Source organism: Mycobacterium sp. Root135 (genome assembly GCF_001426545.1).
Taxonomy (GTDB): domain Bacteria; phylum Actinomycetota; class Actinomycetes; order Mycobacteriales; family Mycobacteriaceae; genus Mycobacterium.
In genome coordinates this window covers 834716-852974 of the sequence record NZ_LMEZ01000001.1, presented here as the reverse complement: position 1 = coordinate 852974, position 18259 = coordinate 834716, and the positions used below count along the sequence as shown (strand labels likewise).

Genomic DNA, 18259 nt, shown 5'->3' with positions numbered 1-18259 from the left:
GCGATATGTGTTCAATGCGGTCAATGGTCTCAGCGGTGGGGGGTGACGTCCCAGGTGTGGTGCACGACGTCGTGCAGGTGGTAGAGCGCGATGGTCGCGACCGTGAATTCGCTTCCGTTGCTTCGCAGTCCACACCGAGACCACGCATCGGTGGGGACGGAGTCGTACACGTCGGCGACGTCTGCCGCCGCCTGCGCCAACTCGTCGGCCACGACCGAGGGATCCTGGGAGGCGTAGTCGTCGGCCACGGCGGTCTCGTCCTGATCCCAGTTCGGGAACCGAGGGTCTATCTCGGTGAGCATCAAGCGGACGCGTTCGGCGAAGATGCGGTGCACGTCGCGGATGTGGCAGCCGTACTCGAGCACCGACCACACGCCCGCGTTTGGGCGATCGATGACCGACGCTCCCGCCAGCCTCGCCACCCAGCCGTCGGCGTCACGCCGAATCCGCCCGGCGACGTCGTCCGGACGGGTCGACCCTGCGTCGTAGCCGCAGTCCGGACACGGTTCGCCGAGAACCCAGGTCCAGTCCTTGGTGTCGGGTTCGATCCCGGTCACTCGTGCAGATCCGTTGCAGAGAAGGTGTCGCACTTCTGCGGATCACCGGTGCGGTACCCCTCGGTGAACCAGTACTGCCGGGCGGCCGACGAGCCGTGCGTCCACGACTCCGGGTTGACCTGGCCGCCTGAGGACTGCTGAATGCGGTCGTCGCCCACCGACGACGCCGCCGACAGCGCGTCTTCAATGTCCTTGTCGGTCAAGGGCTGCAGGAAGGTCACGTCGGTGCCCTCCTGCTTGGTGATCGCCGCGTAGTGCGCCCAGACCCCGGCGTAGCAGTCGGCCTGCAATTCGGTGCGCACCCCGTTGCCCTCGGCTCCACCCGGTCCTTCCTGCGCCCGCCCCAGGTTGCCCTGCAGGTCCTGCACGTGGTGCCCGAATTCGTGGGCGACGACGTACTCCTGGGCGAGCGGACCACCGCTGGAACCGAACTGCTGCACCAACACGTCGAAGAACGAGGTGTCGAAGTAGGCGGTCTGGTCGCCCGGGCAATAGAACGGGCCGACGTCGGTGGTGGCCGGGCCGCACGCGGTGCTGACGTTGTCGCTGAACAGCCGGATCTTGGGCCGGGTGTAGTCGGGCATCAACTGCGACCACACGCCGTCGACGGAGTTGCCCGTCGCGATGATGCGGCACCCGAGGATGTCGTTGGCGTCCTTGCCCGTCTTGCACTGGCTGGTGTCGAATCCCGGGGCCTCGACACCCTGCTGGTTCGACTGCCCCGCGCCCTGCTGGGGGAGAACGGTGCCCGGGTCGACGCCCAGAAACAGCGCGATGACCACGATGACCAGACCGCCGATGCCGCCGCCGACCGCGAGGCCGCGACCGCCGCCACCCCCACCGCCGCTGGACGACGTGGTGCTCGTGTCGATCCGCATACCCTCGTTGAAGGTCATCTTCACCCCGTCCGTCGACACCGCCGATGGCTCCCGTTTCAGCCGGGTTCAGCTTCCCACACTACGATTCGTGCGGTGGCCGCCCAGCGCGAAACCGTTCACGATCCGACTGTCGCGCACACCGTCCACGGAACGTTGCGCGGCACCACCGAGGGTGGCGTCAACGTGTGGCGGGGCGTGGCGTACGCCGAACAACCCGTCGGGCAGCGGCGCTTCCAAGCGCCGGCCCCCCTGGTGCCGTGGAGTGGCATCCGCGACGCCGTCGAGCATGGGCCACTGCCACCGCAGGGTCGGTCGTTCGTCGGCGGCGGACGGGACGACCCAAAGATCCGTGACGAGGCCTGTCTGACGCTGACGGTGTGGTCGCCCGATCCCGGGGCCAGCCTGCCGGTGATGGTGTGGATTCCCGGCGGCGCGTTCGTCTACGGGGCCGGACAACTGCAGCTGTACAACGGAAACAGATTGGCGGCCAACGGGAACGTCGTCGTGGTGAACGTGACGTACCGCCTCGGCGTCTTCGGCGGCTTCGAACTCGGTGACCTCGGCCCCGGCTTCGACGACAACCTCGCGCTGCGCGACCAGGTGGCGGCCCTGCGATGGGTGCGCGACAACATCGCCTCGTTCGGCGGCGATCCGGACCACGTCACCGTCTTCGGCGAGTCGGCAGGCGCGACGTCGGTGTTGGCGTTGTTGGCCAGCCCGCTCGCCGACGGACTGTTCTCCCGCGCGATCGCCCAGAGTCCGGCGCTGCCGTTGATCGCCGACAGGGAGACCCGCGCCAGGCAGGCCCGGGCCTTCGTCGACCGATTGGGGGTGACGGTCGACGAGGTGAAGTCGTTGCCGCAGCGCCGACTTCGTCGTGCCGCCGGACAACTGCAGGGCGAGAGCGCAGCGAACACACCGACGTTGGCGTACGGGTTGACCCACGGCGTGGACTCCCTGCCGTGGCACCCGGTCGACGCCGCGCGGCGGGGCGCGGTGTCGGCGATCCCCCTGATCGTGGGGACCAACAGCCACGAGGCGTCGATGTTCGCCTGGGGCAAGCCGCCCATGCTGCCGACCACCCCGCCCATGGTCGAGGCGTACGTCGCCAGGGCGGCGCCGGAGGCGAGGGATCGGCTGCTCGCCGCCTATCCGGACTATCCGCGCCGCCGCGCCTTGATCGCCTTCGGTTCCGACACGATGTTCTGCGCTCCCACGTGGGCATTCGCCGACGCGTACAGCGCGCATGCGCCGACCTACGTCTACCGCTTCGACCATGCGGCGTGGAGCTTGCGGTTGCTGGGACTCGGCGCCACGCATGGCAGCGAGATCGTGCACGTTCAGCACAGCTACGGCTCGTACCTGGGCCGCAAGGTGCACCCGTTGGGCAGGCGCGTGCAACCGTCGGTCGGACGTCGCATGCAAAGGACGTGGCTCGACTTCGCGACGACCGACCTCGACGAGGACTGGCCGCGCTACGACGCGGGCTCCCGTCGTACCCGGGTGATCAGGTCGACCAGGGACGACACCGTCGCCGACCCCGATGCGGTCAGGCGCGCGGCGTGGGAGGGACTGTACTGAAACGCCTTTGGGCGTAGCGGTCGAGGTTGTGCAGGAACCGCTGGAACATCCAGGCCATCACCGGTTTGCCGACCAAGACGCCGATCCGAGCCGCGATGCCGTTGGGCTTCATGGCCATCACCCAGGTGAGGTGGCAGCCCCGCGGCGTCCGCACCACCCGGTAGTCCTCGGCGAATGCCGAGATCGAGCCGGAGGTGCTCTCGTTGAACCGAAAGGCCATGCGGGAGTGCGGTTCCCAGGCCAGGAACTCCTCGTGGCCGCTGATGCCGCCGCGCATGTCGACCGTGCGCGTCGTGCCGACGCCCCGCGGCTCCGGGCTGGTCCACGTCACCTTGGTGATCACGGTCGCCCAGTGCGGCCACGACTCGGCGTCCCCGAGCACCTCGAAGAGTTGTTCCGGGGTGATCGCGAGGTCGACGGTGCTGACGAACCGGAACGGGGCGTCGTCGACGAAGGTCAGGTCGACCCGTTCACAGGGGTAGGTCTTGGCCATGGGTAGACACTCTAGGGCGAGGTGTCTACCCGGTGGGTCACCCGGGTCCGTCGCTCGCGGCGGCGAGCAGCGGGACCACCAGGTCGCTGATGGGTGTGGCCACCCCGTGCAGAGCGCCCTTGCGGGCGACGACGCCGTTGCGCACGTCCCACTCCAGCGGCCTGCCCTGTTCGCGGTCGGTCAGGATCGAGGTCGTCAGATCCTCGGGCAAGCCGGCGAACAGGCCCACGGTCTCCTCGATCACCTCGTCGTCGAGTCGGGCGCCTTCCGCCCGCGCCACGGCCAGGCACTCGGCGAGGTAGGCGCGGCCCAGGGCGGCGACGTCGTCGCGGCGGAACATCCCCGAGCGACGACCCGTCAGGACCATCAGCCCGGCCACGGCGTTGGTCAGCAGCTTGCGCCAGGCGTCGTCCAGGAACGACGGGCTGCACTCCACCGTCAGCGACGGCCCTCGCAACACCTCGGCCAGCGCGCGGGCCGCCTCGTCGTCGGGAAGCACCACCCGCACCGGGGTGCGAAGTCGGATCCACCCGTCCGGCTGGGACTGCGCCGAGAACCACACCGCACAGGGCACGACGGTGCCCGCCGGGCAGTGGCGGCCGACGCGCTCCACCTGCTCGACGCCGTTCTGCATCACGCACACGATCGTGTCGACGCCGCACAACCGTTCGAGCCAGACCGCCGCAGCCTCGTTCTGGGTGTCCTTGACGGCGAGGATCACCACGTCGAACGGCCCGTCGACCGACGCGGGATCGGTGCGCACCGGGTCGGGGATGACGACGGGCTCGCCGCCGAGGATGCCGGCGTCGGGTCTGACCTCGACCGACGCCCGCTCAGTGCGACCGCACACCACGACGCGGTGACCGGCGGCGTGCAACAACGCCGCGACAGTCGAGCCGATGGCGCCTGGACCCACGACTGCAATGGAAGGGCTCATTTCCGCCAGGCTAGCCACCACTACACTGTGGCAGTCCTCTCGTCAGGCAATTCCCAGGGAGTTTTCGTGTTGCGCAGTCATGCCGCCGGTTCGTTGCGGTCCTCCGATACCGGCCAGAAGGTCACTTTGGCCGGATGGGTCGCACGTCGGCGTGATCACGGGGGAGTCATCTTCATCGATCTGCGAGACGATTCGGGCGTCGCCCAGGTCGTGTTCCGCGATGCGGGCGTCCTCGAGCAGGCCCACCGGCTGCGGTCCGAGTTCTGCGTCCTGGTCGAAGGCGTCGTCGAGGCCAGGCCCGAGGGCAACGCCAACGCAGACATAGCCACCGGCGACATCGAGGTCAACGCCACGGCGCTGACCGTGCTCAGTGAGTGCGCGCCGCTTCCGTTCCAGCTCGACGAGACCCCCGGGGAGGAAGCCCGGCTCAAGTACCGCTACCTCGACCTGCGCCGCGAGGGACCGGGCCGCGCACTTCGCTTGCGCTCCAAGGTCAACGCCGCCGCGCGTGCGGTGCTCGCCGGCCACGACTTCGTCGAGATCGAGACGCCGACGCTGACCAGGTCGACTCCCGAGGGCGCCCGCGACTTCCTGGTGCCTGCGCGGCTCCAGCCGGGCTCGTTCTACGCGTTGCCGCAGAGCCCGCAGCTGTTCAAGCAGTTGCTGATGGTGGCGGGCATGGAGCGCTACTACCAAATCGCGCGTTGTTACCGCGACGAGGACTTCCGCGCCGACCGGCAGCCCGAGTTCACCCAGCTCGACGTCGAGATGAGCTTCGTCGACCCCGACGACGTGATGGCAGTGTCCGAAGAGGTGCTCAAGGCACTCTGGGCGCTCGTCGGCTACGACCTGCCGACGCCGATTCCGCGCATCACCTACGCCGACGCGATGCGCCGGTTTGGGTCCGACAAGCCCGATCTCAGGTTCGGTCTCGAGCTCGTCGACTGCACGGAGTACTTCTCCGACACCACCTTTCGGGTCTTTCAGGCGCCCCACGTCGGTGCCGTCGTCATGCCGGGCGGTGCGTCCCAGCCGCGTCGCACCCTCGACGGATGGCAGGAGTTCGCCAAGCAGCGCGGCCACAAGGGCCTGGCGTACGTCCTGCTCGCCGAGGACGGCACGCTCGGCGGTCCGGTCGCCAAGAACCTGACCGACGCCGAGCGCGACGGCCTGGCCGCCCATGTCGGCGCCAAGCCGGGGGACTGCATCTTCTTCGCGGCCGGCCCGGTCAAGGCGGCCCGCGCGTTGCTTGGCGCGACGCGCATCGAGGTCGCCAAGCGGCTGGACATGATCGATCCCGCCGCGTGGGCGTTCACCTGGGTCGTCGACTGGCCCTTGTTCGAAGCCGCCGACGACGCCACCGCGTCCGGTGACGTCGCCGTCGGATCGGGCGCCTGGACCGCGGTGCACCACGCGTTCACCTCGCCCAAGCCCGAGTCGGAGTCGACCTTCGACACCGATCCGGGCAGCGCACTGGCGAATGCCTACGACATCGTCTGCAACGGCAACGAGATCGGCGGCGGATCGATCCGCATCCATCGTCGCGACGTCCAGGAACGGGTGTTCGCGATGATGGGCATCGACCACGCCGAGGCGCAGGACAAGTTCGGATTTCTCTTGGACGCCTTCACCTTTGGCGCGCCGCCGCACGGCGGCATCGCCTTCGGTTGGGATCGCATCACAGCCCTGCTCGCGGGCACCGACTCGATCCGCGAGGTCATCGCGTTCCCGAAGTCCGGCGGCGGCGTCGACCCGCTGACCGACGCACCCGCGCCGATCACCGCGCAACAGCGCAAGGAATCGGGAATAGACGCCAAGCCGAAGAAGTCTGAAGTGGAATGACAGAGGACTTCGACAAGAACAAGCTCGTCAACGACACGGCTGCCCTCGACGACTTCAACCGCGGCGTGGTGGCGGAGTTTCGGGCCAACGGCGGCAAGGTGGGCGGCCCCTTCGAGGGCGGCGACCTGCTGCTGCTGCACACCACGGGCGCAAAGTCGGGTCAGCCGCGGCTGTCCCCGCTGGCGTACCTGACGGTCGACGGGAAGATGTTGATCGTGGGGTCCTACGCGGGGGCCCCGAAGGACCCGGCGTGGGTGCACAACCTGCGGGCCAAGTCGCGTGCGCACGTCGAGGTCGGCACCGAGGCCTACGACGTGGTCGTGCGGGAGTTGCCCGGCGACGAACGGGACGCCACGTATCCCAAGATCACCGCGGTGGCGCCGGTCTTTGCCGAGTACCAGACGAAAACCACCCGCGAGATTCCGCTGTTCGAAATCACGCGCGCCTGACGCGACTTCGGCGCGCCCACCCGCGGTGATCGCGGATGTGCGCGCCGAAGACGGTGCGGTGTCGCTCAGTTGCGGCCTGGGCTGCCCGGGTTTCCTTGCGGTCCTGCGTTGTCGCCCGGCATCGAGTCGCCGGTCGGCGGGCTCGGCGTGCGCACGGTGGTCTCCGTGGCGGAGTTGCCGCCGCTGACCGTCTGACTCGGGCCGCCACTTTCGGGGGCCGTCGTCGGTGCCGTACTGGCCGGCGCCCCACCAGCGCCGGCACCACCCGAAGCGCCGCTCGTCGTCGTGGGTGCCGGTGAGACCGACGTGCTGGCGCCGACGGACGGCGGTGAGGTGCTGGCCGGAGTGCTGCTGGCAGGGGTGGTGGCCGAGACGCTGGTCTCGGTGGTCTTGTCGTCGCTGCCACAGCCCGACAGCAGCGCAATCGTGGCGGCGGAGGACAGGACGAATAGGCCGAGGCGGCCCGCGCGTTGAGAGTTGTTCACAGCGGCGGGTTTTCCCTGACCCCGTGGCCACAAAACCACGGGGCGACCGACGTCACGAATGCGTCAGCGATCAGAGGCGTTCGATGATGGTGGCATTCGCCATGCCGCCGCCCTCGCACATCGTCTGCAGGGCGTACCGCCCGCCACGCTGTTCGAGTGCGTTGACCATGGTGGTCATGATGCGGGCGCCGCTGGCGCCGAGCGGGTGGCCGATGGCGATCGCACCGCCGTTGACGTTGGTCTTGGCCAGATCGGCTCCAGTGTCGCGAGCCCAGGCCAGCACGACCGGTGCGAAGGCCTCGTTGACTTCGAACAGGTCGATGTCGGCCAGTGTCAACCCGGCGCGGGCGAGCACCTTCTCGGTCGCCGGAATGACGCCGGTCAGCATGTACAGCGGGTCGGAGCCGACGACCGTCGTGGTGTGGATCCGCGCCAGCGGGCGTAGGCCGAGCCTGCGGGCGGCGGCCCCGCTGGTGATCATCACCGCGGCACTGCCGTCGGACAGCGGCGACGAGTTGCCCGGCGTGATCTCCCAGTTGATCTGTGGGAACCGCTGCGAGTACGCCTCGTTGAAGAAAACGGGTCGCAGGCCGGCCAGGGTGTCGACCGTGGTGCCGGGCCGGATGATCTCGTCGGTGGACAGGCCGGCAATCGGCGCCAGCTCCTTGTCGAAGAGTCCGTCCTTGGTGGCGCGGGCGGCCTTCTCGTGGCTGCTCGCGGAGAATTCGTCGAGCTCGGTGCGGGAGAGTCCCCACTTGGCGGCGATCAGTTCGGCGCTGATGCCCTGGGGCACCAGGCCTTCCGGATACCGCTCGGCCATCCCTGCGCCGAAGGGGTCACTGCCGGGGAGGATCGAGCTGCCCATGACCACCCGCGACATCGATTCGACGCCGCCGGCGATCACGACGTCGTAGGCCCCGGCGATGACGCCTTGCGCCGCGAAACTGATTGCCTGCTGGCTACTTCCGCACTGACGGTCGACCGTGGTGCCGGGCACGCTCTCGGGGAAGCCGGCCCCGAGGAGGGCGTTGCGGGCGATGTTCATGGACTGGTCGCCGACCTGGGTGACGGCGCCCGCGATGACGTCGTCCACCTGGGCGGGGTCGACGCCGGTGCGTTCGACGATTTCGCGCAGGCTGTGGGCGAGCAGGTCCACGGGAAGCACGCCGTGTAGCGCGCCGTTGGCCTTGCCCTTGCCGACGGGGGTGCGGACGGCGCCGACGATGACGGCGTCGCGATCCGAATAGTCAGACATGGTGTTCTCCTCGAGACTCGTCGCTGAGTACTACTATCTATACTTAGATTTAACACCTCGGTATAGTTCAAACAACCCAGCTAAGGAGTGACGTCCATGACAGTCCTGCAAGGCCGGCTCGCCGACCGCGACACGTGGTCGCCGGTGGGGCGCTGCCCAGTCGAGAAGACGATGGGCCTGGTGGGCACCAAGTCGGCGATGCTCATCATGCGTGAGGCCTTCTACGGCACCACCCGCTTCGACGACTTCGCCCGCCGCGTCGGCATCACCAAGGCGGCCACGTCCGCACGTCTCTCCGAACTCGTCGACGCCGGACTGCTCGCCAAGCAGCCATATCAGGAACCCGGCCAGCGCAGCCGAGACGAATACGTCCTCACCGCACAGGGCACGGCGTTCATGCCCGTCGTGATGGCGATGTTCGAATGGGGCCGAGGTTACTTCGACGACACCCGGCTACGGCTGTCGCACCAGGGCTGCGGCGCCGAGGCGACCGTCGAAATCCGTTGTGCCGACGGTCACCACGTGCCGCCCAAGGAGTTGGCGGTGCGCGTCGCGGGACGCTAGGCGAGCTGCTCCCGGAACTTCTTTGCCTCACTCATGAGCTCTTCGACGCGCGTCCGATCGGCCCGGTTCTCGAAGACGCCGTCCTTCTTGAAGTAGGTGCCGACGATTGCACCGTCGGCAATGTCGAGTTGGTCGCCCACGTTCTCGGCGCGCACGCCCGTGTTCACGAACACCGGTACCGCGCCCGCGGCCGCCTTCACCACCTTCAGCGCCTCGGCGTCGGTCGGCGCACCGGCGGTCGCACCGGACACGCAGATCGCATCGGGCAGCGTCGCGAACACGGTCGTGCGCGTGATGGCGGCAAGGTCGCGTGCGGCGAGATAGGTCGCCGACTCGGGAACGATGTTGAAGAACAGCTTCACGTCGGCGCCGCCGACGCGCGCGCGGTGGCGTGCGACCTCGCCGACGTTGGTGTCCCAGAGGCCGAAGTCGCTGGCATAGACGCCGGTGAAGATCTCGCGGACGAACTTCGCGCCAGTCGCGACGGCAAGGTCGATCGAGGCCCGGCCGTCCCACAGCACGTTGACTCCGTAGGGCACCTCGAACGCCGGTAGCAGCTCACCGATGATCCTGGCCATCGAGATCGCGGTGATGGGTTCGGTCTTGGTGAGGTACGGCAGGCTGAACTCGTTGGACACCATCACGCCGTCGACGCCGCCGGCCTGCAGCTCGTCGAGTTCCTCGCGGGCCCGTCGGACGACGGCGGCGATGCCACCCGCGCTGTCGTATGCGGGATCGCCGGGCAGGGCGGCGAGATGAAGCATGGCGATGACGGGCTTCTTCGTGGCGAAGACGTCGTCGAGCCAGGTGGTGCTCACTGGTGTACCTCTTTCATTCGAGTTGTCGTGCGGGCTGTTGCGGCTAGTCCATGTAGGCGCCGCCGTTGACGGCGAGCGCCTCACCCGTGATGAACCGGGCGTCGGGGGAGAGGAGGAACGCGACCGACTTCGCAACGTCCTCGGGTTGCTCGAGTCGGCGCAGCGGGGTGTCGGCAATCATCATGGCACGGACGCCGTTGGTCGACGTGCCGCGCAATTGGGCTTCCCACTCCAATTCCCTTGACTGCATTGGTGTTTCGACGTATCCGGGGCAGACGCAGTTGACGGTGATTCCGTATTCCCCGAGTTCGTACGCCATCGCCTGGGTGAGTCCCACCACGCCAAACTTCGATGCGACGTAGTCGGACAGGAACGGCACCCGGCCCTGCTTTCCCGCCATCGACGCGGTGTTGACGATGGCGCCCGCCGTGCCGCTGCGCACCATCGCCCGTGCGGCGGCCTGACCGCAGACGAACACGCCCTTGAGGTTGACGTCCATCGTCTGGTCGTACCTGGCGATGGGTGCGTCGAGAAAGCTGTGCATGAACGAGATGCCGGCGTTGCTGACCCAGGCGTCGAGGCCCAGGCGATCGGTCACGTCGAAGGCGACCCCGGCCGCGTCCTCCGGCGAGCTGACGTTCAGCACCGCCGACTCGTGTCGGACGCCCTCGGCGTCGGGCAACGACTCGGCGACCCTACTGGCCGACTCGCCGTTCACGTCGGTCACCACGACCCGCCAGGACCGCTCGGCCAGGGTGAAGGCGATGGCTCGCCCGATACCGCTGCCTGCGCCGGTGACTACGACTGTCTTGGTCATCAGTGACGTCTCTCTCGGTGGTTGTCGTCGCCGACGATGCGTCGGCCGGTCTGTGCGTCGAAGACATGGACGGAGCCCGGTCGGGCCGACAGCGTGACCGTGGCCCCCTCGGTGATGCCCGACATTCGGGCGGTCTCGACGACGCTGGTCAACTCGGTTCCCCTCGCGTCGATCGTCACGATGGCCCGGGGGCCGAGGAGTTCGACCAACGTCACCGTGGCGTCGCCGTCTTCGGCTGCCGTCGGGATCAGGTCGTCGGGACGCACCCCCAGCGTGACGGTGCCGCCGGCGACGTTCTGCGTGACCGAGAACGCGAAACCACTTGGCAGCGTGAAGCTCCCGTCGGCGAGCTCGCCGTCGAGCAGGTTCATCTTGGGGCTGCCGACGAACGAGGCGACGAAGGTGTCGACCGGGGCGTCGTACACCTCCAGCGGGGTACCGACCTGGGCGGCACACCCGTCGCGCATCACCACCATGCGGTCCGAGAGCGTCATCGCCTCCTCCTGGTCGTGAGTGACGTAGAGGCAGGTGATGCCGAGCCGACGCTGAATCTGCAGCAGTTCGGTGCGGGTTTCGACGCGAAGTTTCGCGTCGAGGTTGCTCAGCGGTTCGTCGAACAGGAAGACCGACGGTTCCCGGATGATCGCCCGCCCGATCGCCACCCGCTGCTGCTGACCGCCGCTGAGGTCCTTTGGCTTGCGCGCCATCAGCTTTCCCAGGCCCAGGGACTCCGCCACCGCGTCGGCTCTGGTGAGCGCTTCGGCGCGTGGCACCTTCGAGGCTCGCAGGGGGAAGGCGATGTTCTCCCGCACGCTGAGGTGGGGGTAGAGCGCGTAGTTCTGAAACACCATGGCGATGTCGCGATCGCGCGGTTGAAGGTGGGTGACGTCGCGGTCGCCGATGGTGATGGTGCCCGAGGTCACGGACTCGAGGCCGGCCAGCATGCGCAGCGACGTGGACTTGCCGCAGCCCGACGGGCCGACCAGAACGGTGAACGACCCGTCGGGCAGCTCCAGGTTCAGATCGCTGACCACGGGTATCGAACCGTAGGACTTGGTGAGGTGGGTGAATCGGACTTCTGCCATGAGTGCTTGGCGACCTACCTTCTAGAACTTCACCGCGCCACCGCTGATCCCCTGCACCAGCTTGCGCTGGATGAAGAAGCTCGCGATGACGACGGGGACGACGGCGATCAGGATGGCGGCACTCATGGAGCCGATCTGAACACCACGGAACGTGTTGAAGCCGGCGATGGCCACCGGCAGGATGGCGGCCTTGCCAGGCGCCAGGATCAAACCGTAGAAGAGGTCGTTCCACGACAGGGTGAACCCGAAGATGGCCGCGGCGCCCATCCCAGGGAAGACCTGCGGCAGAACGACGAGGCGGAAGGCCTGGAAGCGGCCGAAGCCGTCCACCTGGGCCTGCTCCTCCAACGATCGGGGCACCGCCTCGAAGAACCCGATCAGGAACCACGTCACCACCGGCAGAACGAAACTCAGGTGCGCGAAGATCACGGGGACGAGGGTGTCGTTGAGCCGCAGGGCGTAGGCCATCGTCAGGAACGGGAACACCAGCACCGCCGGCGGAAGCACCTGGGCGGCAAGCATTCCGAACCGCGTTGCCGTGCCACCGGCGCGGAACCGCGCGATGGCGTAGGCACCCATGCTGCCGACCACGACGCTGATGCCCACCGTGACGAGCGCGACGACGGCGCTGCGCCCCGCGGCGGACAGGATGCCGGACTCCAGCACGTTGCGCCAGGCGTCCAGGGTGGGGGTGAAGGACAGCAGGAACGGATCGTTGAGCTGCTCCGGGTTCTTGAAGCTGGCCAGCGCGATCCACGCGATCGGAAACAGCACCGAGATGCCCGCCGCCCACAGCAGAGCCACCCGGCAAATCGTCAGGGCCAGTGAACTTCTCATGACTGCTTGGCCTTGTCCATCCGGCGGAACGCGACGACGATGATCGTCAGCACTACCAGCAGCACCACGAACGCCATCGACGACGCCGATCCAAGACGGAAGAACTGGATCCCGGTCTGGTAGATGAAGTACTGCAGCGTTTGGGTCTCGGTGCCCGGTCCGCCGCGGGTGGTGGCGAAGACGTATTCGAAGACCTTCATGGCGTCGAGGCAGCGCAGCAGCACCGCCACGACCAGTACCGGCGCCAGCAGCGGCAGCGTGACACGGCGCAGCACGTACCAACCGCTCGCGCCGTCCACCCTGGCCGCCTCGAGTGGCTCCTTGGGGATGGACTCGAGACCGGCGAGCAACAGCAGCACCATGAACGGAGTCCACTGCCAGACGTCGATGAAGGCGATGGTGAACAGTGCGCGACCCGGCCCGAAGAAGTCGTAGTCGAGGCCGACGGCGTGCAAGAGGTGCGGGATGGCGCCGATCTGATCGTTGAGCAGGAACCGGAAGATCAACCCGACGGCGATCGGGGTGATGAACATCGGCGCCAGGAGCATCGACCGGGTGAGATCGCTTGCCCAGCGCTGCTTTTGCAGCGACAGCGCGATGGCGAGACCGATCAGCAACTCCATTCCGACGGCCACCGCGACGAACAGCGCCGTGGTGCCGAACGCCTGCCAGAACGCGGCGTCGCCAAACGTGGCGGCGTAGTTGTCGGCACCGACCAGTCTCGGAGCGCCGCGACTGGTCAACTTGTAGTCGGTGACACTCAGGTAGAACGCGTAGCCGAGGGGGAAGCCGACCACCCCGACGAAGAGAGCGACTAGGGGGGCGACCATGCCATGTTTGAACGTCACGGTCGTCGTCGCTCCTTTCGTGGGATGGTCGGCTTCATACGGGCTGGCCCCGGGGGGACGGGTCAGCCCTGGATCTTCTCGGCGGCGGCCTGTGCTGCCGCCAGTGCGTCGTCGACGCTCTTGGTGCCGGCGACCGCCTCGTTGAGTTCGGTTCCAACGGCCTGGATCATCTCCTCACCACTGGGACCCTGGCTGAGCGGCGCGGCGTTGCCGAGCATCTTCTCGACGGTCTTGTAGTAGTCGGCGCCGAGCGGACCGTTCAGAACCGCAGGATCCTGCAGGGTGCTCTGCCGGATGGCGGCGCCACCCTTCTCGGTGCGCTGGACGTCGTGTGCCTTGGACGTGAGCCAGGACGTGAACGCCCACGCCGCGTCGGCCGCACCCGAGTTGGCCGGAATCGACCAACTCCACGAGCCGAGGACCTGCTTGCCGCCGGGGATCTCGGCCAGTTTGTACTTGCCCGCCGAGGGACCCGAGCCGGGTGCGTTGAGCGCGGGCAGGTTCCAGTTGTAGCTGATCATCGACGCGGCCTGATCGCTGGAGACCGACCGGAACGCCTCGTCGAAGGCCCAGTTCAGGCTGTTCGGCGGCGCGGCGGTCTTGTACGTGTCGATGTACGCGTTCAGGGCCTGCTTCGCCTGTGGGGTGTTCAGCGTCGGCTTGCCGTCGGGGCCGTAGATGGAACCGCCCGCGGCGAACAGCCAGTTGCCCCACTCCTCGAAGATCTTGTAGCCCCGCTGGGGTTGCATCGCGATCCCCGCACGGTCGTCGACCTTGAGCGCCTTGGAGGTGCTGACCAATTCGTCGAGGGTCGTGGGCACGGGGAGCTTGGCGGCGGTCAGATCGTCGGTGTTGTAGAGGTAGCCGAGCGCGTAGTTGTAGAACGGTACGCCGTACTTCACTCCGTCGACTTCTGTGATGTCGGTGAGCGGCTTGAAGAAGTCGGCGGCGTCGTAGTCGGGGGTGCCGTCGATACGAGAATCCAACGGCTGCAGGAAGTTCGCCTTGGCGAAGTCCACCATCCACGGGTTGTCGACGATGATGAGGTCATACGTCGGCGAGGACGACTGGAACGACGACACCAGCTTGTCGCGCATCTGGTCATACGTCAGGGTCTCGATGTCGACCTTGACGTTCGGATACTCCTTGTTGAACTCCGGCACCATCGCCTTGACGACGTCGGTGTCGGGCACGTTCTCCATGAGGATGCGGACCGTTCCCGAGACGTCCTTCCCGACGTCGCCGTTGCCCGTGGCCTGAGGCTGCTCGGGGCCTCCGCTGCCCGCGCAGGCACTGAGCATCAGGGTGAGGACCGCCAGTAGCGCGAGGACGGGCGCAGGCAGGACTGGCCGCCTCCGCCGTGGTGTCGGGGGAGTCGTTGACTTCATGTGCGGCACAGTTCCTTTCACTTGTCGAATTCTCATCGGGGACTTCTCGCCATCGCGTGTGAGATGGGCGTCATCGCAGTTCCAAGGCGGCGCCAGTTCGCGTATGCGTCGTCGTAGATCGCTCGTCGGTTTGGGTCTGGGACGACGGGTGGGTCGAAGGTGACGAATCGGGCGGCGTCGGACCAGTCGTCGAGAGCGCCCACGCCGACTGCGGCGATCACCGCGGCGCCGAGCGAGGCGCCGGGATGTCCTCGGACGGGCCGCATCTCGATGCCAAGGACGTCGGCGTGGATCTGCTTCCACAGCGTGGACTTCGACCCGCCGTTGGTGATCATCACCCGGCGTAGCGCGATGCCGATGTCGGTGAAGACGTCGACGTGGTGCCGGAACCCGAAGGCGATCGCCTCCAAGACCGACCGATAGAGGTCGGCGCGGCCGTGGCCCAGGTGCATGCCGGCGAACACGCCGCGGAGATCGGGGTCGTGCAGCGGGCTCTTCTCGCCGAGGAAGTACGGCAGGCACAGCACCTCCGCCGGTGCGGTGGCGGCGGCTTCGTCGTCGAGTTCGGCGAGATCGGCACCGCCGACGAGCGTTTGAAACCACCGGATCAGGCTGCCGCTGGTAGCCATGCACCCGTTCGGCAGCCAGTGTCCCGGGACGGGATGGGCGTCCAGGTAGAGGCGTTCGTCGACGACGCGGGTGTCACTGGCGACCAGGATGTCTCCGGCGCCGCCGAGTTTGACCAGTGCGTCACCGGGTTCGTTGACCCCGGCAGCGAATGCGGACAGGACGTGGTCGGCGCCCCCGACGACCAGTGCCGTACCTGCGGCCAAACCGGTCGAACGTGCTGCCGCGCTGCTCAATTCGCCGACCTTGGTCCCGGGTCGGTGGACGGGAGCCAGCATGCCCGCATCGAAGTCTGCGGCCGCGAGAACGGGTTCCGCGAGGTCGCCGTCGATGGTGAACAGCCCCGACTCGAGCGCCCAGTTCTGCTCGACGTGGACGTCGGCGCCCAAGGCCGTCAGCACCCAGTCGTAGGAGCCGACGACGTGCGCCGTGCGCTCGTAGACGTCTGGCTCGTGCGTGCGCAACCACGCGATGGTGGGCGCCACCGACTGCTGGGTCAGCGCGGACCCCGTCATCGTCACCAGGTCGACGCCCGCCAGCGCCCGTGCGAGGTCGGCAACTTCACGGTGTGCCCTGGCGTCGTTCTGGAGGATTGCGGGGCGCAACGGCTGACCGCGGTCGTCGAGTGCCACGACGGCCGGCACCATGCCCGTGACGGCGATCGCCGTCACCGACTCGCCCTTGATTCCGCTCGTGTGCAACGCCTCTTGGATGGAGTCGACCACGTTGCGGTGCCACTGGGCGGGATGTGCTTCGGCGTACCCCGGGCCCGGTGAGTGCAGCGCGGTCTCACGCGAGGCTTGCGCGACGATGCCGAGGTCGGTGTCGAAGATCACCGTCTTGGTGCCCGTGGTGCCGACGTCGATGCCGATCGTCCTGCTGCTCATAGTGATTCGACCTCCGCAGCGGCGGCGTCCAATCCGTCGACGCAGACGACCTCGACGCCTTCCTTGCGAGCGGCGACCAGGGTCGGGTGTTGGGGGTCGCCGTCGGTGATGATGACGTGGATGTCGCCAAGCGCGGCGATGCTGGTGAAGGTGACTCTGCCGAGCTTGCTCCGGTCGGCGGCGACGATCACCCGGTCGGCCCGCGCGATGGCGGCGCGCTTCACCCTGCTGTCGGCCTGGTGGTAATCGGAGATGCCGCGAAGACCGTCGATGCCGGCCACACCCATCACGAATGTGTCGCAGTTGTATTGGGAGAGGGTGTCTTCGGCCGCGGGACCAATCAGGCTGAGCTCGCTGGGGCGCAGCTCCCCACCGGTGAGCACGACGGTGGTGTCGGCTTCGTCGACCAGTTCCAACGCGGCGAGCACGCTGGGGGTGAGAACGGTCAAACCGAGGCGGCGCCCACGGAGGGACTGCGCCACCGCCAGTGCGGTACTCCCGGAGTCGAGGATCAGCGTCTCGCCGGGCCCGATGAGTTCGGCCACTGCATCGGCGATGTGGCGCTTCTCCTCTGCGGCGTTGGCGATCCGGGTCTCGAATGTCGGTTCGCTGTCCTTGCCCTTCAAGGCGATGGCCCCGCCGACCACCCGACGGACGACGCCAAGCGCCTCCAATGCCTCCATGTCGCGCCGGATCGTCATCTCGGAGACGTCGAACTCGGCAGCCAAGTCGGCGTAGCCGACCTCCCGCTCAGCGCTTACCCGCTCTTCGATCCGCGTCCGCCGCGCCTTGGCGTCCACGTTCAGCCACACACAGACTGTGCAATTTTCACAGCTTTGATCTCCGGATTTCGAAACATCTGGCGGAAACAGCAACTGGAGTGTGAATTTACAACACGATCGTGTGGAGTGCCCACATTTAGCGTCAGTTCGTTTCACGTCCGTCGTGTACGGGCTAACGTGCGCCCCGTGCTGCACTTGCGCGTCATCGCGCCGGAGGACCTTCGCGACGAGGTGATCGACATCCTCCGCGGGGAGGTCGGCGTGGCGAACCTGCTGCTCTATCCAGGCGCCGCACTCGATCCCGTCGGCGACGAGATCACCGCCGACGTCGCGCGCGAATGCGCCAACGGCCTCATCCGCCAACTCAAGGCCCTCGACGTCCAGCATCGCGGCGCCATCACCCTCGAAGTCCTCGACACGGTGCTGTCCACCCGCGCGCACCGGGCCGAGGACGAGGCGGTCGGAGATCCCGCCGACGCGTTGCTGTGGGACGAACTGATCGGGCGAACCCGCGAGGAGTCCACCCTGTCGGTCACCTTCGTGTTGTTTCTCACCCTGGCGTGTCTGATCGCCGCGATCGGCGCTTTGACCGACTCGACCGTCACCGTGGTCGGTGCAATGGTGCTGGGTCCCGAATTCGGCCCACTTGCCGCCATCGCGGTAGCCATGGTGCAAAGACGGTGGGACCTGGCGCGGCGGGCGCTGCTGGCCCTCGCCGTCGGCTTCCCGGTGGCAATGGCGTTCACCGCCGCGGCAACGTTGGCCGGCCACGCACTGGGCTGGATCAGCCTCGACACCGTGCGACGACTTACCGAGGTGGACTTCATCTTCCAGGTTGGACCCATCTCCTTCGTCGTGGCACTGCTGGCAGGCGCGGCGGGCATGTTGTCGTTGGTCTCGGCAAAGTCGGCGGCGCTCGTCGGGGTCTTCATCTCCGTCACCACGGTCCCCGCGGCCGGATTCGCCGTCGTGGCGGCGATCCTGGGGGACTGGGACGTCGCCGCCAAGTCGGCGCTCCAACTCGTGGTCAACCTGGTCGGCATCGTCGTTGCCGGTGTCCTCGTTCTGATCTTGCGCCCCAAGGGCACCCTGATCGCCCGCGTCGCCCAGGGCTGACTGCACCCCTTCG

19 protein-coding genes are annotated in these 18259 nt (G+C 67.6%); 5 read left to right on the top strand and 14 right to left on the bottom strand.

Annotation, left to right across the window (positions count from 1 at the left end; translation table 11 throughout):
- Positions 1-29: 29 nt before the first annotated feature.
- Positions 30-557 (bottom strand): DinB family protein, encoded by a 528-nt coding sequence (locus ASD37_RS04125; RefSeq protein ID WP_082569930.1) that lies wholly within the window; start codon positions 555-557, stop codon positions 30-32.
- Positions 554-1453 (bottom strand): neutral zinc metallopeptidase, encoded by a 900-nt coding sequence (locus ASD37_RS04120; RefSeq protein WP_056549797.1) that lies wholly within the window; start codon positions 1451-1453, stop codon positions 554-556. Before ASD37_RS04120 ends, ASD37_RS04125 begins: the two co-directional genes overlap by 4 nt.
- 75 nt (positions 1454-1528) lie before the next feature.
- Between ASD37_RS04120 and ASD37_RS04115 the strand changes: the two genes are divergently transcribed.
- A complete protein-coding gene (locus ASD37_RS04115) occupies positions 1529-3016 on the top strand; it encodes a carboxylesterase/lipase family protein (RefSeq protein ID WP_056548378.1) in 1488 nt (495 codons plus the stop codon).
- Here ASD37_RS04115 and ASD37_RS04110 read toward each other — a convergent pair.
- Positions 2985-3509 (bottom strand): SRPBCC family protein, encoded by a 525-nt coding sequence (locus ASD37_RS04110; protein WP_056548376.1) that lies wholly within the window; start codon positions 3507-3509, stop codon positions 2985-2987. The genes ASD37_RS04115 and ASD37_RS04110 overlap by 32 nt on opposite strands.
- Positions 3510-3546: 37 nt before the next feature.
- Positions 3547-4446 carry an oxidoreductase gene (locus ASD37_RS04105; protein ID WP_056548374.1) on the bottom strand — a complete coding sequence of 300 codons (900 nt, stop codon included), beginning with the start codon at positions 4444-4446 and terminating at the stop codon, positions 3547-3549.
- Positions 4447-4512: 66 nt separating this feature from the next.
- Between ASD37_RS04105 and aspS the strand changes: the two genes are divergently transcribed.
- Both aspS and ASD37_RS04095 read left to right on the top strand, forming a co-directional pair.
- The gene (gene aspS, locus ASD37_RS04100; protein ID WP_056548372.1) at positions 4513-6288 is read left to right on the top strand and encodes an aspartate--tRNA ligase; all 1776 of its coding nucleotides are present in this window, start codon (positions 4513-4515) and stop codon (positions 6286-6288) included.
- Positions 6285-6737, top strand: a complete 453-nt coding sequence (locus ASD37_RS04095; RefSeq protein ID WP_056548370.1) for a nitroreductase family deazaflavin-dependent oxidoreductase — start codon at positions 6285-6287, stop codon at positions 6735-6737. Before aspS ends, ASD37_RS04095 begins: the two co-directional genes overlap by 4 nt.
- A 65-nt stretch (positions 6738-6802) precedes the next feature.
- Here ASD37_RS04095 and ASD37_RS04090 read toward each other — a convergent pair whose 3' ends face one another.
- A complete protein-coding gene (locus tag ASD37_RS04090; RefSeq protein ID WP_056548369.1) occupies positions 6803-7222 on the bottom strand; it encodes a hypothetical protein in 420 nt (139 codons plus the stop codon).
- A 70-nt stretch (positions 7223-7292) separates the two neighbouring features.
- Positions 7293-8477: a thiolase family protein gene (locus ASD37_RS04085; RefSeq protein ID WP_056548368.1), complete on the bottom strand. Its 1185-nt coding sequence runs from the start codon at positions 8475-8477 to the stop codon at positions 7293-7295.
- Positions 8478-8573: 96 nt separating this feature from the next.
- Here ASD37_RS04085 and ASD37_RS04080 point away from each other — a divergent pair, with 96 nt between their 5' ends.
- Positions 8574-9041 (top strand): helix-turn-helix domain-containing protein, encoded by a 468-nt coding sequence (locus ASD37_RS04080; protein ID WP_056548367.1) that lies wholly within the window; start codon positions 8574-8576, stop codon positions 9039-9041.
- Here ASD37_RS04080 and ASD37_RS04075 read toward each other — a convergent pair.
- The 8 genes from ASD37_RS04075 to ASD37_RS04040 form a co-directional block, all read right to left on the bottom strand.
- On the bottom strand, positions 9038-9859 hold the full coding sequence (locus ASD37_RS04075) for a BtpA/SgcQ family protein (RefSeq protein WP_082569929.1): 822 nt from the start codon (positions 9857-9859) through the stop codon (positions 9038-9040). The two genes, ASD37_RS04080 and ASD37_RS04075, sit on opposite strands and share 4 nt — an antisense overlap.
- A 43-nt stretch (positions 9860-9902) precedes the next feature.
- Positions 9903-10676, bottom strand: a complete 774-nt coding sequence (locus tag ASD37_RS04070; RefSeq protein WP_056548365.1) for an SDR family NAD(P)-dependent oxidoreductase — start codon at positions 10674-10676, stop codon at positions 9903-9905.
- Complete coding sequence (locus ASD37_RS04065) at positions 10676-11761, bottom strand: ABC transporter ATP-binding protein (RefSeq protein ID WP_056548363.1); 1086 nt, start codon at positions 11759-11761, stop codon at positions 10676-10678. Before ASD37_RS04065 ends, ASD37_RS04070 begins: the two co-directional genes overlap by 1 nt.
- A 21-nt stretch (positions 11762-11782) precedes the next feature.
- Entirely contained in the window at positions 11783-12598 is an 816-nt protein-coding gene (locus tag ASD37_RS04060) for a carbohydrate ABC transporter permease (RefSeq protein ID WP_056548362.1), read from the bottom strand.
- Positions 12595-13446 (bottom strand): carbohydrate ABC transporter permease, encoded by an 852-nt coding sequence (locus ASD37_RS04055; protein ID WP_056548361.1) that lies wholly within the window; start codon positions 13444-13446, stop codon positions 12595-12597. Before ASD37_RS04055 ends, ASD37_RS04060 begins: the two co-directional genes overlap by 4 nt.
- Before the next feature lie 62 nt (positions 13447-13508).
- Positions 13509-14834, bottom strand: coding sequence for an ABC transporter substrate-binding protein (locus tag ASD37_RS04050; RefSeq protein ID WP_056548357.1), 1326 nt, complete (start codon positions 14832-14834; stop codon positions 13509-13511).
- 32 nt (positions 14835-14866) lie between these two features.
- Positions 14867-16348, bottom strand: a complete 1482-nt coding sequence (locus tag ASD37_RS04045; RefSeq protein ID WP_056548356.1) for an FGGY-family carbohydrate kinase — start codon at positions 16346-16348, stop codon at positions 14867-14869.
- Positions 16345-17160 (bottom strand): DeoR/GlpR family DNA-binding transcription regulator, encoded by an 816-nt coding sequence (locus ASD37_RS04040; protein ID WP_200959746.1) that lies wholly within the window; start codon positions 17158-17160, stop codon positions 16345-16347. Before ASD37_RS04040 ends, ASD37_RS04045 begins: the two co-directional genes overlap by 4 nt.
- A gap of 156 nt (positions 17161-17316) precedes the next feature.
- Here ASD37_RS04040 and ASD37_RS04035 point away from each other — a divergent pair, with 156 nt between their 5' ends.
- Positions 17317-18246, top strand: a complete 930-nt coding sequence (locus ASD37_RS04035) for a DUF389 domain-containing protein (RefSeq protein ID WP_056549792.1) — start codon at positions 17317-17319, stop codon at positions 18244-18246.
- Positions 18247-18259: the final 13 nt, after the last annotated feature.